The 16,958-nt window shown below is 66.6% G+C and carries 13 protein-coding genes; 3 read left to right on the top strand and 10 right to left on the bottom strand.

Annotation, left to right across the window (positions count from 1 at the left end):
* Positions 1 to 13 precede the first annotated feature (13 nt).
* Positions 14 to 2,011 (bottom strand): elongation factor G, encoded by a 1,998-nt coding sequence (gene fusA, locus ABE464_RS02930; protein ID WP_346470697.1) that lies wholly within the window; start codon positions 2,009 to 2,011, stop codon positions 14 to 16.
* Positions 2,012 to 2,630: 619 nt separating this feature from the next.
* Here fusA and ABE464_RS02925 point away from each other — a divergent pair.
* Positions 2,631 to 4,829 carry a TonB-dependent siderophore receptor gene (locus ABE464_RS02925; protein ID WP_346470644.1) on the top strand — a complete coding sequence of 733 codons (2,199 nt, stop codon included), beginning with the start codon at positions 2,631 to 2,633 and terminating at the stop codon, positions 4,827 to 4,829.
* 68 nt (positions 4,830 to 4,897) lie between these two features.
* Here ABE464_RS02925 and ABE464_RS02920 read toward each other — a convergent pair whose 3' ends face one another.
* The 7 genes from ABE464_RS02920 to ABE464_RS02890 all read right to left on the bottom strand — a co-directional run bounded on the left by ABE464_RS02920 (position 4,898) and on the right by ABE464_RS02890 (position 11,809).
* On the bottom strand, positions 4,898 to 5,665 hold the full coding sequence (locus ABE464_RS02920) for a heme ABC transporter ATP-binding protein (RefSeq protein WP_346470643.1): 768 nt from the start codon (positions 5,663 to 5,665) through the stop codon (positions 4,898 to 4,900).
* Positions 5,662 to 6,696 carry an iron ABC transporter permease gene (locus ABE464_RS02915; RefSeq protein WP_346470696.1) on the bottom strand — a complete coding sequence of 345 codons (1,035 nt, stop codon included), beginning with the start codon at positions 6,694 to 6,696 and terminating at the stop codon, positions 5,662 to 5,664. The genes ABE464_RS02920 and ABE464_RS02915 overlap by 4 nt, the downstream gene beginning before the upstream one ends.
* A 20-nt stretch (positions 6,697 to 6,716) precedes the next feature.
* Positions 6,717 to 7,751: an ABC transporter substrate-binding protein gene (locus tag ABE464_RS02910; protein ID WP_346470642.1), complete on the bottom strand. Its 1,035-nt coding sequence runs from the start codon at positions 7,749 to 7,751 to the stop codon at positions 6,717 to 6,719.
* A 69-nt stretch (positions 7,752 to 7,820) separates the two neighbouring features.
* Positions 7,821 to 9,203: an ATP-binding protein gene (locus ABE464_RS02905; protein WP_346470641.1), complete on the bottom strand. Its 1,383-nt coding sequence runs from the start codon at positions 9,201 to 9,203 to the stop codon at positions 7,821 to 7,823.
* Positions 9,204 to 9,324: 121 nt separating this feature from the next.
* The gene (locus ABE464_RS02900) at positions 9,325 to 10,332 is read right to left on the bottom strand and encodes an alpha/beta hydrolase-fold protein (RefSeq protein ID WP_346470640.1); all 1,008 of its coding nucleotides are present in this window, start codon (positions 10,330 to 10,332) and stop codon (positions 9,325 to 9,327) included.
* A gap of 74 nt (positions 10,333 to 10,406) precedes the next feature.
* On the bottom strand, positions 10,407 to 11,162 hold the full coding sequence (locus ABE464_RS02895; RefSeq protein ID WP_346470639.1) for a hypothetical protein: 756 nt from the start codon (positions 11,160 to 11,162) through the stop codon (positions 10,407 to 10,409).
* 86 nt (positions 11,163 to 11,248) lie between these two features.
* On the bottom strand, positions 11,249 to 11,809 hold the full coding sequence (locus tag ABE464_RS02890) for a TetR/AcrR family transcriptional regulator (RefSeq protein WP_346470638.1): 561 nt from the start codon (positions 11,807 to 11,809) through the stop codon (positions 11,249 to 11,251).
* Between the two features lie 123 nt (positions 11,810 to 11,932).
* Here ABE464_RS02890 and ABE464_RS02885 point away from each other — a divergent pair, with 123 nt between their 5' ends.
* Complete coding sequence (locus tag ABE464_RS02885; RefSeq protein ID WP_346470637.1) at positions 11,933 to 12,538, top strand: NAD(P)H-dependent oxidoreductase; 606 nt, start codon at positions 11,933 to 11,935, stop codon at positions 12,536 to 12,538.
* 40 nt (positions 12,539 to 12,578) lie between these two features.
* Here ABE464_RS02885 and ABE464_RS02880 read toward each other — a convergent pair whose 3' ends face one another.
* A complete protein-coding gene (locus ABE464_RS02880; protein WP_346470636.1) occupies positions 12,579 to 13,124 on the bottom strand; it encodes a hypothetical protein in 546 nt (181 codons plus the stop codon).
* Between the two features lie 158 nt (positions 13,125 to 13,282).
* On the opposite strand from ABE464_RS02880, the gene ABE464_RS02875 reads away from it, so the two are divergent.
* Positions 13,283 to 15,448, top strand: a complete 2,166-nt coding sequence (locus tag ABE464_RS02875) for a glycoside hydrolase (protein ID WP_346470635.1) — start codon at positions 13,283 to 13,285, stop codon at positions 15,446 to 15,448.
* A gap of 59 nt (positions 15,449 to 15,507) precedes the next feature.
* Here the strand turns inward: ABE464_RS02875 and ABE464_RS02870 are convergent, their stop codons facing one another.
* The gene (locus ABE464_RS02870; RefSeq protein ID WP_346470634.1) at positions 15,508 to 16,953 is read right to left on the bottom strand and encodes an amidohydrolase family protein; all 1,446 of its coding nucleotides are present in this window, start codon (positions 16,951 to 16,953) and stop codon (positions 15,508 to 15,510) included.
* Positions 16,954 to 16,958: the final 5 nt, after the last annotated feature.

The raw sequence follows: 16,958 nt of genomic DNA, 5'->3' as shown, positions 1-16,958 counted from the left end.
TTCCTTCAACCACTCAGGCGCTCTGCGCGGCCTCGTACCCGTTCAAGCGCATGTCACTGGACGCACGCCCCTGGGTCAACGAACGCAGCGAGGTGGTGTAGCCACCCAGCCGTGCCAGCGGGGCATAGCCGAGCACTTCGGCCTGCCCATCCTGGTCCTCGATCGAGGCCACCCGCCCGCTGCGGCGGTTGAGGTCGCCGACCACATCGCCGACATTGCCTGACGGGGCGTGGATGGCGATTTCCATCACCGGTTCCAGCAGCTGCGTGCCCGCTTGGGCCAGCGCTGCTTTCACCGCTTCACTGCCGGCGCGATGGAAGGCCATGTCCGAGGAATCCTTGACGTGGGTCTGGCCATCGACCAGCGTCACCTCGATACCGACCACCGGGTGGCCCAGCGGGCCTTCGCCGAGAGCTGCACGAATGCCCTTCTCCACCGCGTTGACGAACCCGCGCGGGATCGCGCCGCCTACGGTGCGGTCGACGAAGGTCACCTCGCCATCCTCGCGTGGCGCGATGTCGATCAGTACCTGGGCGAACTGGCCCTGGCCGCCGGTCTGCTTGGCGACCTTGCCTTCCACCCGCTGCACGGCGCGCTTCGGGGTTTCCTGGTACGCCACGCGCGGCTCGCCGGTACGGATGTTGACGCCCCACTCCGTGCGCAGACGCTCGACCATCACCTCCAGATGCAGCTCGCCCATGCCCCAGATCAGGGTTTCACCGCTGTCCGCATCGGTCTCGACACGGAACGACGGATCCTCCTGCGCCAGGCTGGCCAGCCCTTGGCTGATGCGGATCAGGTCCGAGGCCTTTTCCGCCGTCAGCCGCCATGCCAGCACCGCATGCTGCGCCTGGATCGTATCGAGCAGCAGCGGGCGCGACGGCGCACTCAGCGTTTCACCGCTGACCGCATCCTTCCAGCCCAGCACCGCGACGATGTCACCGGCCACGGCCTGCTTGATGTCATGGGTCTGGTCAGCCTGCACCCGCACCAGGCGACTGACCCGTCGACCCTGTGCGTGCTGCGAACTGGCCAGTGCGTCACCCACCTTCAGCGTGCCCGAATACACCCGCACGAAGCTCAGCGCACCGTGGTTCTGGTGCGTGATCTTGAACAGCAGCGCCGCAAGCGGGCCCTCCGGATCCGGTGGCAGCAGCACGTCGTTGCCGTTCTCGGCGGCGACCACCGCCGGCCGATCCAGTGGCGAGGGCAGATAGTCGACCACCGCATCCAGCAGCGTCTCCACGCCTTTGCTCTTGAACGCCGAACCCGCCAGCACCGGTACGCCCGCACCGGCCAGGGTGCCGCGACGGATCGCCGCGCGCAGCTGTGCGTTGTTGATCGCCGCGCCTTCCAGCCACGCCTGTGCCAGCTCGTCGTCGGCATCGGCAACCGCTTCGATCAGTGCCTCGCGCTGCGGCAGCCACTGGGCCGCCTCATCGGGCGTCCACGCATGGCGCAGCGCAGTGCCCTTGTCATCCCAGTGCACAGTGCTGCGGTCGACCAGGTCCACCCAACCGCTGAACTGGCTTTCGGTCCCGATCGGCACGCCCAGCGCCCACGGCGTCGCGCGCAGTTTCTCGCGCAGTTGGGTCAGCACGCGTTCGAAGGATGCACCGGTACGATCCATCTTGTTGGCGAAGGCGATCAGCGGCACCCCGTGGCGACGCGCCTGGCGCCAGACCGATTCGGACTGGGGCTGCACGCCATCCACTGCGGAGAACACCGCGACCGCGCCATCCAGCACGCGCAGGGAGCGCTCCACTTCGATCGCGAAATCGATGTGGCCCGGGGTATCGATCAGGGTCAGGTGGTGGACCGGCTGGTCGCGCGGTGCCCAATGCGCCTGCACGGCGGCCGCGCCGATGGTGATGCCACGCTCGCGCTCGATCGCCGAGAAATCGGTGGTCGCCGCGCCGTCGTGTACCTCACCGACGCGATGGATCTCGCCGGTTTTCCACAACAGGCGCTCGGTGAGCGTGGTCTTGCCGGCGTCGATGTGGGCAATGATGCCGAGGTTGCGCCGGAGGGTAAGGTCTGGGTATGGGTGTTCATGGGATAGGTCTCGCTGCCAACATCGGGGAGCCGCACGCCGCCGTTGGCTAACGGGCGTGCGGCCAGGTTTGGGGCTCGGCGATCTGGTGCATGGCACGTTCTCCTTCAAACAGTTCTGGTGCGTGGAAACGAAAAGAGCGCCCGATGGGCGCTCTGCGTGGGGTCCAGGGTGACCGGTGTTCCGGTCAGCAGCCTCGCACTCCGAGTGGCAGACGCGCCCGTGCCGCGTAAACGCGGGTCAGGGTAAAAAACGTCAAAAGCGGCATCGAAGTCATGAGGGTCACCTGGGGTGTAGCCGGCATTGTAGACCTCCCATCGCGCGGCACAAGCGCTTATTGAGCTCATCCGCGCAACACTGAACCTCATTCCTGGTTATTAGAGACACCCATAGCCCCATCAAGATCGACTCATCGGAACCATGTGCGAATGTGTCGCAATTGCGAATGCAGTGGTAATCCTTAAAATAGGACCAGACGCGTCGCCCCTCGCGACGCCCGCGATGCTGGCTCCGCCCGACCACGAGGCAACGAGCCGTGCCCCCGCGCCCCTTCCTCCGCGTTGTCGAGTTGTTGCCCATGCCCTCCTCTCTGCCCCTGAATCCGCGCCGGTTGCGCCCCAACCTGCTCGCCTTGGCCTGCCTGGCCGCTACCGTTGTTCCCGCCGCCTACGCCCAGACCGCCACGGATCTGGATGCCGTGCGCGTCAATGCCTACCGGGCAGCCAACAGCACCAGCGGGGCGACCAAGACCAGCACCGCGCTGGCCGAAACCTCGCAATCGGTGTCGGTGATTGAACGGGCCGAGCTGGACGCGCGTGGCGTGCAGTCGCTCAACGATGCGATGCGCTATGTCGCCGGCGTCAGCCTGGAAAGCTCGGGCATCGACAACCGCGTGGACGACTTCCGCATCCGCGGCTTCGATGCCGGCAGCTGGTCCAACAACGTGACACTGGATGGCATGCGCGCGCCGCAGGGCAGCCAGTGGAACCGCAGCATGTTCGACAGCTGGAACCTGGAGCGCGTGGAAGTGCTCAAGGGTCCGTCCGCCGTGATGTACGGCCAGGTCGCTCCGGGCGGCATGGTCAACCAGGTCAGCAAGACGCCGACGCCGGATCAGGTGCAGCAGCTGCGCCTGGGCGTGGATGCCAATGGCCAGTACAGCGCGGCCTTCGACGTGGGTGCCGGCACGGCTGGGGATGATCACCTGTTCCGCCTGGTCGGCCTCTATCGCGACGGCCAGACCCAGATCAAGCGCACCGAGCAGGAACACTGGTTCCTCGCCCCCAGCTACACCTGGCAGCTCGCCGAGCGCACCCGCCTGACCCTGCTGGGCATGTACCAGAAGGACGATGGCGGCTCGACCTACCAGTTCCTGCCAGCCGCCGGCACGCTCAATCCGACTGCGTCGGGCTACATGAAGAACAGCACCTTCATCGGTGAGCCGGACTGGAACACCTTCGACCGCACGCTGTGGACCGCCGGCTGGATGTTCGAGCATCAGTTCAACGACCACCTCACGCTGACCCAGAGCGCACGCCGTACGCATGTCGATTCGCTGTTCCGCAGCGTGGTCACCTTTGGCGCACTCAATGCCGACGGCCGCACCCAGAACCGTCGCGGCGTGATGGGCACCGGCGACTCCGATGGCGACACCTTTGATACCCGCGTGCAGGCGCGCTTCAGTACCGGCGCGGTGGATCACACGGTGCTGCTCGGCTGGGATTGGCAGCGTGCCGACTGGGAGGGCGTGCGCAGTGCCATGAGCAGCCCGCGCCCGATCGACATCTTCAACCCGGTCTATTCGACCTACCGCCCGACAGTGAGCACGGAAACCCCGACCGCCGGCATCAACCGGCAGAGCGGCGTCTACCTGCAGGACCAGCTGGCGCTCGGCAACTGGCGGATGACGTTCGGCGGCCGCTACGACTGGACCAAGGACGACAGCAGCAGCGCCAACCGCAACATCGCCACCGGCATCTCCACGCCGGGCGGGCGCAATGTGATCAAGAGCGAGGCCTTCACCGGTCGCGCGGGCGTGCTGTATGTGTTCGAGAACGGGCTGACCCCGTATGTGAGCTACGCCGAGTCGTTCCAGCCCTCGACCAAGTCGCCGCTGGATAGCTTCACCCAGACCGCGTTCGAGCCGGTGACCGGTTCGCAGTGGGAAGCCGGCCTGAAGTACCAGCCCGCCTCGGTAGATGGCCTGGTGACGCTGTCGGTGTACGACCTGCGCCAGCAGAACATGATCGTGGATGATCCGGTGGCCTCGCACCGCAACTGCGGGGCGACCGGCACCGCCACCTGCTCGATCCAGGGCGACGAAGGCCGCGTGCGCGGCATCGAGCTGGAAGGTCGGATCACGCCGATCGAGGGCTTCAGCCTGATCGGCGCCGCCTCGCGGATGGACTCGGAGATGACCCGTTCGGCGCCTTACAAGGGCAAGGAACTGGCGATGGTGCCCGACTACAGCGCCTCGTTCTGGGCGGATTACACCTTCCAGGGTGGTGCGCTGCAGGGCCTGAGCCTGGCTGCGGGCGCGCGCTACAACGGCGTGAGCTACGGCGACAGCGCCAATCTGTACCGGATCCCGTCGTACACGCTGTTCGATGCGGCGATCCGTTATGACGTGGGCCAGATCGGCAGCACCCAGGTGCAGCTCGCCATCAATGCCAGCAACCTGGCCGACAAGCGTTTCGTGTCGACCTGCACCGGCGTGTCGTCGTGCTACTACGGCAGCGGCCGCACGGTGATGGCGACCGCCAGATTCGGCTGGTAATCCGTAACTGACGGGGCCGGCCGCTGGCCGGCTCCCATCACACCGTCAACGCGCCGGACAACCCGGCGCTAGGCGTCCGTCACCACCACCAACGGCACATCGCGCTGCGGATGCCGCAGCACCAGCACCGGCTGCTGGTACACCCGCTCGATGTGTTCCACCGTCAGGACCTCGGTCGGCGTGCCATCGGCTGCCACGCGGCCCTGCTCCAGCAACACGATCCGATCCGCGTAGGCGGCCGCAAGATTCAGATCATGCAGCACCACGATCACGCAGGCGCCGGCGTCCGCCAGCTCGCGGACCGCGCGCAGCGTGCGTTCCTGATGACGCAGATCCAGCGCAGCCGTCGGCTCATCCAGCAGCAACAGCGGGGTGTCCTGGGTCAGCACGCGGGCAAAGGTCGTGCGCGCCGCCTCACCACCGGACAGATGTTCCACTTCCCGCTCGATCAACGCATGCAGGTCCGCCCGTGCCAGCGCATCGGCGATACAGGCGGCATCTTTGACCGGGTCCGGCGGATGCGGCAGGCGACCCATCGCGACCACTTCATGCACCCGGAACGCGAACCGCACCGCGTGCTCCTGAGGCATGACCGCGCGCTCCCGTGCCAGCGGCTTGGCTTTCCAGTCCGCCAGCGCCTGTCCGCGCAGCAGCACCTTGCCCTGCTCTGCGTCCAGATCACCCGCGGCGACAGCCAGCAACGTCGACTTGCCCGCGCCGTTCGGCCCGACCAGCGCAGTGACCGTGCCGGGCACGAAATCCAGCGTGATGTCATCCAGAATGCGCCGCGCGCCGCGACTCAATTGCACGGACTGCAACTGCAGCAGCGCACTCATGTGCCGCTCCGGTGGCGCTGACGCATTACCAGCCACAGAAAGAAGGGTGCACCCAGCGCGGCCGAGAACAACCCCAGCGGAATCTCGGACGGCGGATCCAGGGTGCGCGCAGCCGTATCGGCGACCACGATCAGCAGTGCACCGGCCACGGCCGAGACCGGCAGCAACCAGCGATGGCCCGGGCCGACCAGCAGGCGCACGACATGCGGCACGACCAGCCCCACGAAACCGATCGAGCCGGCGAAGGCGACTGCGGCACCAACGAGCAGCGCGCTGAAGGCAATCAACTTGAGCCGAGTCCGCTTCACATCCAGCCCCAGATGCTGGGCCTGGCGTTCGCCGAGCGCGAGCATGTCCAACGGCGTGGCCAGTCGCAGCAGTGCGATCGTGCCGAGCACGAACACCGGCGCCACCGCGATCACATCCATCCAGTCGGCCTGGGCCAACGAGCCCATCTGCCAGAACACCAGCGACTGCAGCTCGCTCTCGCTGGCGATGTAGGTCAGGAAACCGATCATCGCCGAGCAGAACGCAGCGATCGCGATACCGACCAGCAGCAACGTCGAGGTGCCGCTGCCCTGCCCCGGTCGCGCCAGCAGATAGGTCAACGTGATTGCCCCGCCGGCACCGGCGAACGCGGCCAATGGCAGCGTCCACGCCCCGAAGGCGCCCGCACCCAACACGATCGCCGAGACCGCGCCCAACGCCGCGCCCTGCGTCACGCCCACAATGCCGGGGTCCGCCAGCGGATTCCCGAACAGGCCCTGCAGGCTGGCACCGGCCATCGCCAGTGCAGCGCCCACCATCGCGCCCAGCAGGGCACGCGGGATGCGCAGTTGCCAGACCACGGCCAGATCGCGGGTACTGACGCTGGCCGGATCGGCCAACCCAAGTTTCACGCCGATAGCCTGCAGCACCTCCATCGGCGGCAGCCGCAACGGCCCCACCGCGAAGGACGCGATCACCGCGACCAGCAATCCGACCGCGGCCCAGATCAACACGGTCGCGCCACGGCGACGCGCCGGACTCAACACCGCCATGCCTCAAGCCCTCACGGGCGCGGCAACGTTGCGAATGCCGCGGCCAAGGCGACGGCGCCACTGCCCGACGCGACGCTGGCGGACTTGAGCTCTACATCCGGCATTACCCAGACGCGGTTGGCTGCACCGGCGGGGGTCTGGCGCAGCGTCGGGTACGCGCGCCACAGGCCAGCCTGGCCGCCGAACAGCGCCAGGTCATTCTCGGTCACCAGGATCACGTCCGGTGCAGCGGCCACCACGCCCTCATTGCTCAACGCGGAATAGTTGGCCACACCGGCTTCGTCGCCGATGTTGATGCCGCCAGCCAGCGTGATCAGCTTGCCCGACGCACTGTCCGAGCCCGCCACCGTCGGCGCACCGCCGGCACCGGTCGCGGAAACATGGATCACACGCGGGTGCCACGCCAACGCGGCACCGCTGGCCTTGGCCGCATCCAGCTGCGACTGCACTTTCGTCGCCAGCGCTTCACCCTGCCCGGCCATGCCGACCGCGGCGGCGACTTTGCGAACCTTGTCCGCGGCCGGCTGCAGATCGTCGACGATCACCGCCGCTTCGCCTGCACCGCGCAGCTTGGCGGCGAGGTCAGAGTGACGGCGCAGGCTGTTGCCCAGGAACAGGGTGCCCTGCAGGCTCAGCACGCCTTCCACACCGGTGGTGCGGTTGAACAGGAATTGTTTGGGGGCCTTGCGGCCGGAAACGGTGGCCGAGCGCAGCGGCGCGGCATACACCTGATCATCTAGGCCAAGCGCTTCGAGCACGGCGATGATGTCATCCCCACCGGCAATGATCTTCGACGTGTCGGTCACGGTGGTGGCGACGCCATCGTCGGACGTCACCGTCGCCGGCAACTGCTGGGTAGCGCCCTCGATGTCGGGTACGTCCACGCCTACCACACGCTGCCAGCCGGCCGGCAATGCTTCAGCGCCCTGCGCGGCAGGTGCCGCAGCGGTGTCGGCGGCAGGCGCGGCAGGCTCTTTCGAGCAACCGGCGATCACGGCAACCAGGGACAGCGCCAGCAGGCTGTGGCGGACAACAATCGACTTCATGGCAGTTCCTCTTCAATCAGAACGGCGGGGCTGTTCGCCCCGCCGCCAGTGCAACGCACTGCGCGGAAATCAGTTCGCGCGGGTGCTGATGCGGGTGATGCGATCGCCCTTGGGGTCCTGGGCATCACGCGACTTGTTGACGGCAAACACATTGCCCTTGCCATCCTCACGCACATGGTTCGGGAAGGTGCCGCCATCCAGATTGCCCACCACCTTGCCGTTGCCATCGACCACGGTCACCGTGCCGGCACCGCGGTTGGTCACGTAAGCCAGCTTGGAGACCGGCTCGAAGGCGACGTTCAACGCACCTGCACCCACCGGCACGTCGTGCAGCACCTTGCTGCTGGCGACATCGACGATCAGCAGGTTGTCGGTGCCCTGCGAGGCCACGTACAGGCGACCGGCCGAGGCGTCGTAGGCCACCCCGGAGGCACTGATCGAGTTCCCCAGATCGATGACCTTTTCCACCTTGCCGGTGGTGGTGTCGATCACGGCCGCTTCGGGCGTGCCGATGCTGACGGTGAACAGCTTGCCGGCCGCTTCATCCAGCACCAGGCTCATCGGGACGAACTTCTTGTCGTCCACGCCCGAGGCCAGCGTGATCGACTCCAGCGGCTGCAGGGTGCGGGCATCGAACACCGACAGATGGTCTTCACCTGTAGCAGAAGCGAACACCTTGCCATGACGGCCATCAACCACGATGTCGCGGGCATGCGGCACCGCGCCGACATCGAACTGGCGGACCAGCGACAGGTCCTTCTGGCGGTACACGGCCACGGTGTCCTGGCGGGTATTGGTGACCCACACGTTGCCGTTGGCATCATCCACGCCCACGCCGTATACAGCGAACACCGCACCACCCTTGCCGCCCGGCACTTCCGCCGGAGTGATCTTGGCGGTGACCTTGAGCGTCTTCGGGTCCAGCTTGAGCAGCTGCGACTGGGTCACCGGCGGGCGACCGACGGCAGAGGTCACGAACACGGCATTGCTGGCCGCACTGTAGGCGGACTGGTACAGGCCCTGGACCAGCTTGGCCGAGGTCTGGTTGAAGTTCTGCTGACCGCTCAGCGGCAGGTTCGGCGAGACGCGCAGCGACAGCACTGCGGCAGCGGACGGCTGGCTGGCGCGCACGATCACCGGCTGCTGACCGGGCACGGCATCGGCCGGAATCGCGACCTTGCCCTTGAAGTTACCCTCGGCATCGACCACGTACGGGGTGGCGTTGAGCACCGTTTCGCCGCGCAGCAGGGTCACCTGCTGGCCTGGAACGAACTGGCGACCGACGACCTCGGCCTCGCTGCCCGGCACGACGTTCTGACCACGGCTGACCACTTCACCACGGAAGCCGTTGGCCGGCGCATCGAACACCGGCTGGGCGAACACGGTCGGGCTGGCCAGCGACAGCGCAAGGGCCAGGGTGGCGACGCGCGGGAGGGTTTTCAGGGTGTACATCAGCAGACTCCTTCTGTTGGGGGCGCGCCGGTTGGCGCGTTGTCACAGTGCTTGCCTTGGCGTGGCCGCGGTCCGTTGCGGCGGTGGCACAGGGCCACGGAACTGCCTGGGTAACGAAAAATCAGGGGGCCGGCGCGGGCGTACCGCTGCGATCGGCGATGCCATACAACTGGCTCAGCGTCGCCTTGAGCGATGCCGGCAGCATCGGCCCATGGCCAAGGCCGGGGAATTCGCGGTACTGCACGGTCAGGCCCGGCACCTTGGCCAGGCGGGTAGCCAGCTGCTGCGCGGCATCCGGGGTAGCCCCACCGATACGGCGCAGATGCGCGACCACACGCGGATTGGTCATGTCACGCACACCACGGTTGCCGGTGCGCTCGTCGCCACCGAGCATCACCGTGACCTGTGCGGGCTGACCCTGGGTGTTGGCGATGAACTGGCGCTCCATGTCGCCCAGCGGCGCGCCCTGGCTCCACCACAGCGACGGGCTGGCCGAGACGTAATGCTGGAACGCGGCCGGGCGGGTGTACAGCGTGCTGATCACGAACAGGCCGCCGAGGGAATGGCCCCACAGCGACTGCTGCTGCAGATCGATGCTGGCGCGGCGCTGCACTTCCGGCTTGATGCGGCGTTCGATCAGATCCAGGAACGCATATGCACCGCCGCCGCTGGACTGCGAGGTGCCGTTCTCGTCGTCGGCGGTGTCGATCCACGCGGTGTAATCGCGGGTGCGTGACGGCGAATCGATGCGCAGGTCGTTGTCGTAGCCGATGAACACCAGCACCGGCGCGGCGTGCGCGGCGAGATCGGCCAGCATGGACTGGTCGAGCACCATTGCCGCGGCGTTGCCGTCGAGCATGTACAGCACCGGTGCCGGCGTGGCCGAGGCCTTGGCCGGCACGCCGACATTGACCCGCCAGCGGCGGGCCTTGTCGGGGCTGTCGAGCACGAAATGTTCGAAACGGTAGCTCTGCGCCGGCTGATCCAGCACCGTTTCACCGACCTTCTGCTCGGGATTGCGCTGCTGCGCCGCGGCAGGCGACAACGCCGCCATGCCGATGGCGGTCGCCACGCCCAGCGTGCGCAACCACGGCGATACGGAAGAGATCAGCGACGACGAAACAATCATGACTACCCGGAGCGAGGGACGGTGCTATCGCGCCAGTGTAACTCAAATGAGAATGGGTATCACTGACGTTCGGTTCAGCGCGCGCAATCGCCCGACGCCTTGCGGGCTGCACCCACCGTCGCGCCGCCCTTGCCGCTGGCCGACATCCAGCCCTTCAAGGACATATCCTCCGTAACGGACGCGGCCATTGGCGCCGCGGAGATCACCAGCTCGCGCGAGGTACCGACCGGCTCAAGCTCGGCCAGGCGCGCAGCCTTGTCATCGTCGGTGCTGACGACATCATCCCGCCCCGACGATGGGGTTCTCGTGGTGTTTCCCGTCTTGGTCACCTTGATCCGCAGCACATCGTCGGCCCCGTTGCTCACCCTCACTGCGTACTGCTCCTTGCCATAGGCCCAGGGTGTCTCGCGCTGCACCGTGGCGGCCTGCCCTTCGGCGGGTACCTCCAGCGTGTCGCCCACGATGCTCTGCGCCATCGCCATGCCACCCATCACCGCCATGTACAGGCCGTACGCACGCATCTGTTTTTCTTCCTGCGTCTTCGCCGCCGGCGCACCCGGCCAGCGCGCGTCGAGATTCATATGCGCCTTGCCGTTGCACAACGTCAGCACCACCGGCTCGCCTTCGCCCTCGCCGAGGCGGATCAGGCTGTCGCCATTGCGGAACTGCTCCACCCGACCGATCAACGATGCGCCACTCGCCGGAACCTGATTGACCTGGACCACCGAGGCGCCCTTCAAGCGCTCGTTCAAGGACAAGGTCGCAGCGGCGGCCGGCAGTGCCACACCGATCCCGGCAGCAAGTACAACAACAGACAGAACAGTGCGCATGGCATCCAGTCCAAGAGGGCGCGTCATCATACGCGCCCGGTCCGCGTCCACATCGCTCCCGGCGGCAACGTGCACCGCGGCGACATTCAGCCGCGCGCGACCACCGCCATGATCGTCGCGGCCAACTCCTGTTGGGCCTGTGCAGGCGTAATGTCACCCGTGGTCGCCGCAGAGGAGAGTCCTTCGGCGGCACCCAGCATGCCCCACAGCCCCGCCTGCGCCAGCGTTCCCGCGGGCGCGAACGGCGATAACAGCGCGCGACACTGCTCAAGAAACACGATGTCGTACTCACGTTTGATGCGCGCCAGCTCCGGCGATCCAGCCAGCGCAGCGATCACGCCGGGAATCTCCCGCCCCTGTTTCATCACGCAGGCGACGTATGCCTCGGCGATGACATGCGCTTTCTCCGCGAGTGTCGAGCCGCTGCTGGCAAACCGCGCGTCCATCACCTCGCCCTGCCTTGCATCGAAATCACGGTACAGCGCAGCCAGCAGCCCGGCCCGCGTACCGAAATGGTCATACACCACCGGCTTGGTCACGCCCGCCTGTTCCGCCAGACGCCCCAGGGTCAACGCATCGGTACCCTCCTGACGGATCAGCCGCCAAGCCTGCTCCAGGAGTTGGCGCAGGCGGTCATCGCGGGACATGCGGCGGCGAGGGGCGGCAGACGCCGCGGGATCGGACACGCTTGACATGGCTATATACCAATCGTAACTTACGGGGAGTAACTTACCGAAAGTATACAAGCCCTCGCCCATCCCAGGAACGCCATGCACACCCTCATCGCCGTCGCTCACCCACATCCCGCCTCCTTGACCCACGCCGTAGCAAACCGTCTTGCCGCAGGCGCCTCGGCCTCGGGCAACGACACCATGGAGATTGCCGATCTCAGTGCAGAGGGGTTCGACCCCCGTTTCACCCAAGCTGACCTGTTGGGACACCAACGCCGCGCGCCCTTCCCTGCCGATGTCCTGGCCGAGCAGGCCCGCCTGGATCGCGCTGATGCACTGGTGCTGGTCTTTCCGGTTTACTGGTGGAGCATGCCGGCCCTGATGAAGGGCTGGATCGACCGGGTATTTTCAAACGGCTGGGCCTATGACGACAGCAGCGGCCAAGGTGTCAGCAAGAAACTCAGTCACCTGCCCATCCACCTGGTCGCTCTCGGCGGTGCAGATCACCGCACCTGGCAGAAGCGCGGCTACACCGATGCGATGAAGACCCAGATCGAAACCGGCATCTTCGATTACTGCGGCGCGCCGGTGCGATCGTCCACGCTGTTGCTGGAGACGGACGCGGGCGATGCAGAGGTACATCTGCAGACGGCGTACACCCTGGGCCAGCGCATTGCCGGCGAGACGGTTGCAGCGGCTCACTGAAAGATCCCTTCAGTGCCGCACAGGCGCCTGACAGAAACGATCAGATGTGCTCGTGCTCACCTCGGCCGGCCTCCGGATAAGGCCCCAACTCGCAATCCTGCCGCAGCCGATTGATGTTGCTGATGCGCCATGGCCCGTCACGCAACTTCACCACCTGCACGTCGATGTCATTCCATGCCGTTCCATCCGGGTAGGTCGCCCGGACACGGTACTGCGCCCAGTCTGTGCGCCGTGCCACTTCAGTTGCCGGATACGACGAAGAGAGCGCTTCCTGCGAACCAGTCAACGGGTCGTAGTTGATCGTCGGCACCAGATCGGTCGGCGCACCGGGCGCCTCAAGCGCGCGCTGATAGCGGGCACAGCGCGCGAGCAGGCCGGGACTGAGGAGCGAACGCAACGCCGAGAAGGCATCCGGATAGGTCGGCCCGTGTGTCGCCCGAAACCCATACAGCGCATCGACCACCTTCCGGGCCGGGTCGTCAGTCGCTGCGTAGGCAGGCGACGCAACCGCCATCGCGATTCCTGGGAGCGCGGAAAACAACGCCGCAAGCGCCACGCCACACCCTCTGATCGTAGCGATATCCATCGTTCTCCCCTCCATTTTTCATGACGGAGTGACGATTCCAGCACATCCGCGGCCTCGGGTGCGTGCAACTGTGATGAACCACCACGGGCGCGCGCGGGATCAGCGCTAGGCTCCGGGTCGATACGGGCACCCGTGCCGCACCTTCCAAGAGATCACCCATGCAATTCCCCCGGCTGCTGATCCTCCTCGCCCTGGCCGCTGCGCCCAGCACCCACGCCATCACCCTGGCCACTGCACGCTGGCAGGTCGACATTGACCCGTCGACCCTGGCAGTGAGCGCCACCACCCCCGACGGGACAGCGACGGTCATCTCGTCGGCCACGACGCGCGAGACGGTCAGCGACCTGACGCAAACGCCCGCCAGCGCGCAGTGGCAGCACGGCGACTCGCTCATCCATGCCCGCCTGGAAGGGGACGCATTTGAACTGCGCTTCGAACGCCGCACCGCAGGCGTTGTGCGATGGCCGCTCCTGCCAGCCCAGGGCGCCGCCCTGCTGCTGCCACTGCACGAGGGGTACTACATCCCCGCCGACGACGCCGCGTGGCGTGATGAACTGATCCATGCCCATGGGGAAGTCAACACCACCGAAGATCTGACGCTTCCAGTGATCGGCCTGTCGTGGCCGGACCGGGTGCTGTCGGTCCTGTTTGCGACGCCGTTCAACAACACGGTGCGCTTTGCTGCTGACGGCCAGGGCACCGCAATGACAGTCGAGCACGCGTTCAACGCACTCAATCAGACCGATGCCTATACCGTTGTGGCGCACCTGGATGGGCCGGACTGGCTCGCCCCTGCCAAACGTTATCGCCAGTGGCTGCAGGCGCAGGGGGGCTTCGTGTCGCTGAAAGACAAGCTGGACCGCCTGCCTGACGGCGGCAAGCTGATCGGCGCCAGTCATGTGTATCTGTGGGGTGACAGGCTGCTGGTCGAGCAGGACGTGCGCGACTGGGCGCAACTGAAGAGGCTACTGCCCCGTGCGTGGATCCGTACAGACCAGGACGCACGGGAGGCGGTGGACTCAACCCATCTCGGCCCCTACGTGCAGCAGGTTCTGGTGGCGGCGATCAATGCTGCGCTGATCGACCGTTTTCCCGGCGACACGGCCGAGGCCATGCAGCAGCGCCGGGACGCGCTCGTGGCGACCGTTGGCACCGCCCTCCAGCCCGAAGCGCTGCGTGGTGACAGCGCCTCTCCACGGATAATCCATGCACTGCAGGCTGCCGGCCTTCCTAGGCTATGGCTTGGACTGCCGGACTGGACCGCCGCCTGGGCAAGCCCCGGCGCTGCGGAGGCGGCCGTACATGCGGGGTACCTGGTGGCACCGTACGATTCCTATGACACCGCCCTGCCCGATGGCAACGACAATCCTTCCTGGCTCTCGGCACAGCTGGGCCAGGACGCCTTCGAGCGCTGCGGCATCATGAAACCTGACGGGCAGCGCATCAAAGGCTTCCAGGGCAGCGGGGTCTACACCAATGCGGCCTGCATCCGCCCTCTGATGGAGCGCCGCGTGCGTGCACTGCGCGCCCAGACCCCCTACAACAGCTGGTTTCTCGACGTCGCCGCGACAGGCATGCTGTTCGATGACAGCGACCCGGCCAAACCCACGTCGCAGGCGCAGGACGCCGCCAACCGCAATGCCGCCCTGGCCTGGCTGGCGGACAACCAGAAACTGGTCACCGGCTCTGAAGTCGGCTCGGCGGTGGTCAACCGGCATGTCGCCTTCGCCCACGGCGCGCAGACCGCCGGCTTCGGCTGGCGCGACCCGCAGATGCGGCGCGAGCGCGCTTCGCCTTACTACCTCGGGGCGTGGTCACCCGAGCATCAGCCGGCCTTCTTCTTCAAGCAGAGCCAGCTCAAGCCGCGCTATCAGCAGCTCTACTTCAATCCAAGCCGGCGTCTGCCACTGCTGCAGGCCGCCTTCCACGACAGCGTAATCAGCACCCACCACTGGACGCTGGACAGCCTCAAGTTCCGGGAAAGCCGCAGCACGACCGAGCTGTTGCAGCAGCTCTACAACGTGCCGCCACTCCTCAATCTCAGCGTGGCTACCGCCACGCCCCGGATCGCCTATCTGCGCCAGCTGGACGCCTTCTTCCGGCCGCTGCACGAGGCGCTGTTCAATCAGGCACTGGTGGACTTCCGCTGGCGCGATGCCAATGGCCAGGTGCAGCAAACCACCTTCGCCGATGGCAGCGTGATCGTGGCCAATTTCTCCGATCAACCGCAGCAGGTCGATGCGCACGCCCTGCCCCCGCGCAGCGCGACCGCGCGCCTTGCAGATGGCCGAACGTTCACCTTCACCTCGCCGACATCGCCGTAGGCCGGCTCACCGCCCTGCCCCATGCGCGCCCACGACACCGGTGAGCGCGCCCGAACCCATTACTCCTTCGCGTCTTCAGCCTTCCACGCCGCGACCTTGGCCTTGGTCTGCTCCAGCAGCGCATCGAGCGCTTTGCGGTCATACCCCTGGCCACGCAGCACCACGTACTGGATGCCACGTGTCGCCTCGATGTCCTCCAATGGGTTGCGCTCCAACAACACCAGATCGGCCGCCTTGCCGGGCGCAATCGCGCCGTAACGATCCAGCGTACCGAACCAGGCCGGGCCCGCACGGGTCGCGGCCGAGAGTGCCTGCGCGGGCGTCAGCCCTTCCTTGACGAACAGCGACAGCTCCTCATGCAGGCCGATGCCCGGATAGTTGAAGGAATTGAGGAAGCCCGCATCGGTGCCGGCCATGATCATGACGCCGGCCTGCTGCAGCATCGGCAGGACTGCCGCGACCTGGTGGTACTCCTGATGGCGGGCCTGGATCTGTGCCGGCGTCGCCTTGGCGGCACGCTCCACGCGCCAGGCGTAGGTGGCCTGCAGCTTCGGCCCAATGTAGGCCAGGTACGGATCGTCGCGATGGTCATCCTGATCCAGGAAATCCAGGATGCGGCCGCCGTTGAGGGTCGGCGTCACGAACACGCCCTTCGCGGCGAAACCACGGTAAGCGGCCATGGCGGTGTCGCGATCAAAGCCTGCATCCAGCCGTGCGTTGGCCTGCGCGCGATCGATCCGCTTGGCCGCGAAGTCCGCAGCGATGGTCGCCTCATCCTTGACCCCGGCCTTGTAGGCGTAGTCCAGGTGCTCGATCGAGCTGATGCCGGCATCGACTGCCTGCTGCACGGTCAATGCCATCGGAATATGGCCGGAGGCGCGCAGGCCGTTGGCGCGCGCGCCGCGTACCGCCGCCAGGAACAGCTCGGGGGTCAGGGTGCTGTCGGTGATTTTGACGAAGTCGACGCGGTCGCGCTTGAGGCGCACGAACGCTGCCTCCAGGTCGGCCTGCGAACCCACTTCGATGGTGCCCTTCCACACCGGCTTGATGCCCTCGATCTTCGCGCCGGAGGTGAACAGCTGAGGGCCGGCCAAGCGACCGTCGGCAATCTCCCCGCGCCACTGCAGCACCTGCTCGGGCAGATCGCCGGACGCATCGCGGATGGTGGTGATGCCATGGGCGATGTACAGCGGCAGCAGCGCCTTGTTCTCTTCGATGAGCTCCGGCCCGCCGCCGAAGTGCACATGCATGTCCCACAACCCGGGGATCAGATAGCGCCCTTTGCCGTCCACCTGCTGCCTGGCCTGCCATGCCTTGCGCATGGCCCGGTCGGTGCCGACGGCGACGATGTCCTGACCACGGACCACGACCGTCTGGTCGGCCACCGTCGTGGCGTGCTCGACGTCGACCACGGTGGCATGCCGGATCATCAGATCCGCCTGCTCGGCCGCGAACGCGGAAGGGGTCAGTGCAAGCAGCACCGGGATCGCAAGACGCAAAGACATGGAGT

The organism is Stenotrophomonas sp. TWI587 (assembly GCF_039674145.1).
Classification (GTDB): domain Bacteria; phylum Pseudomonadota; class Gammaproteobacteria; order Xanthomonadales; family Xanthomonadaceae; genus Stenotrophomonas; species Stenotrophomonas maltophilia_AY.
This window is presented reverse-complemented; position numbering and strand designations above follow the sequence as displayed.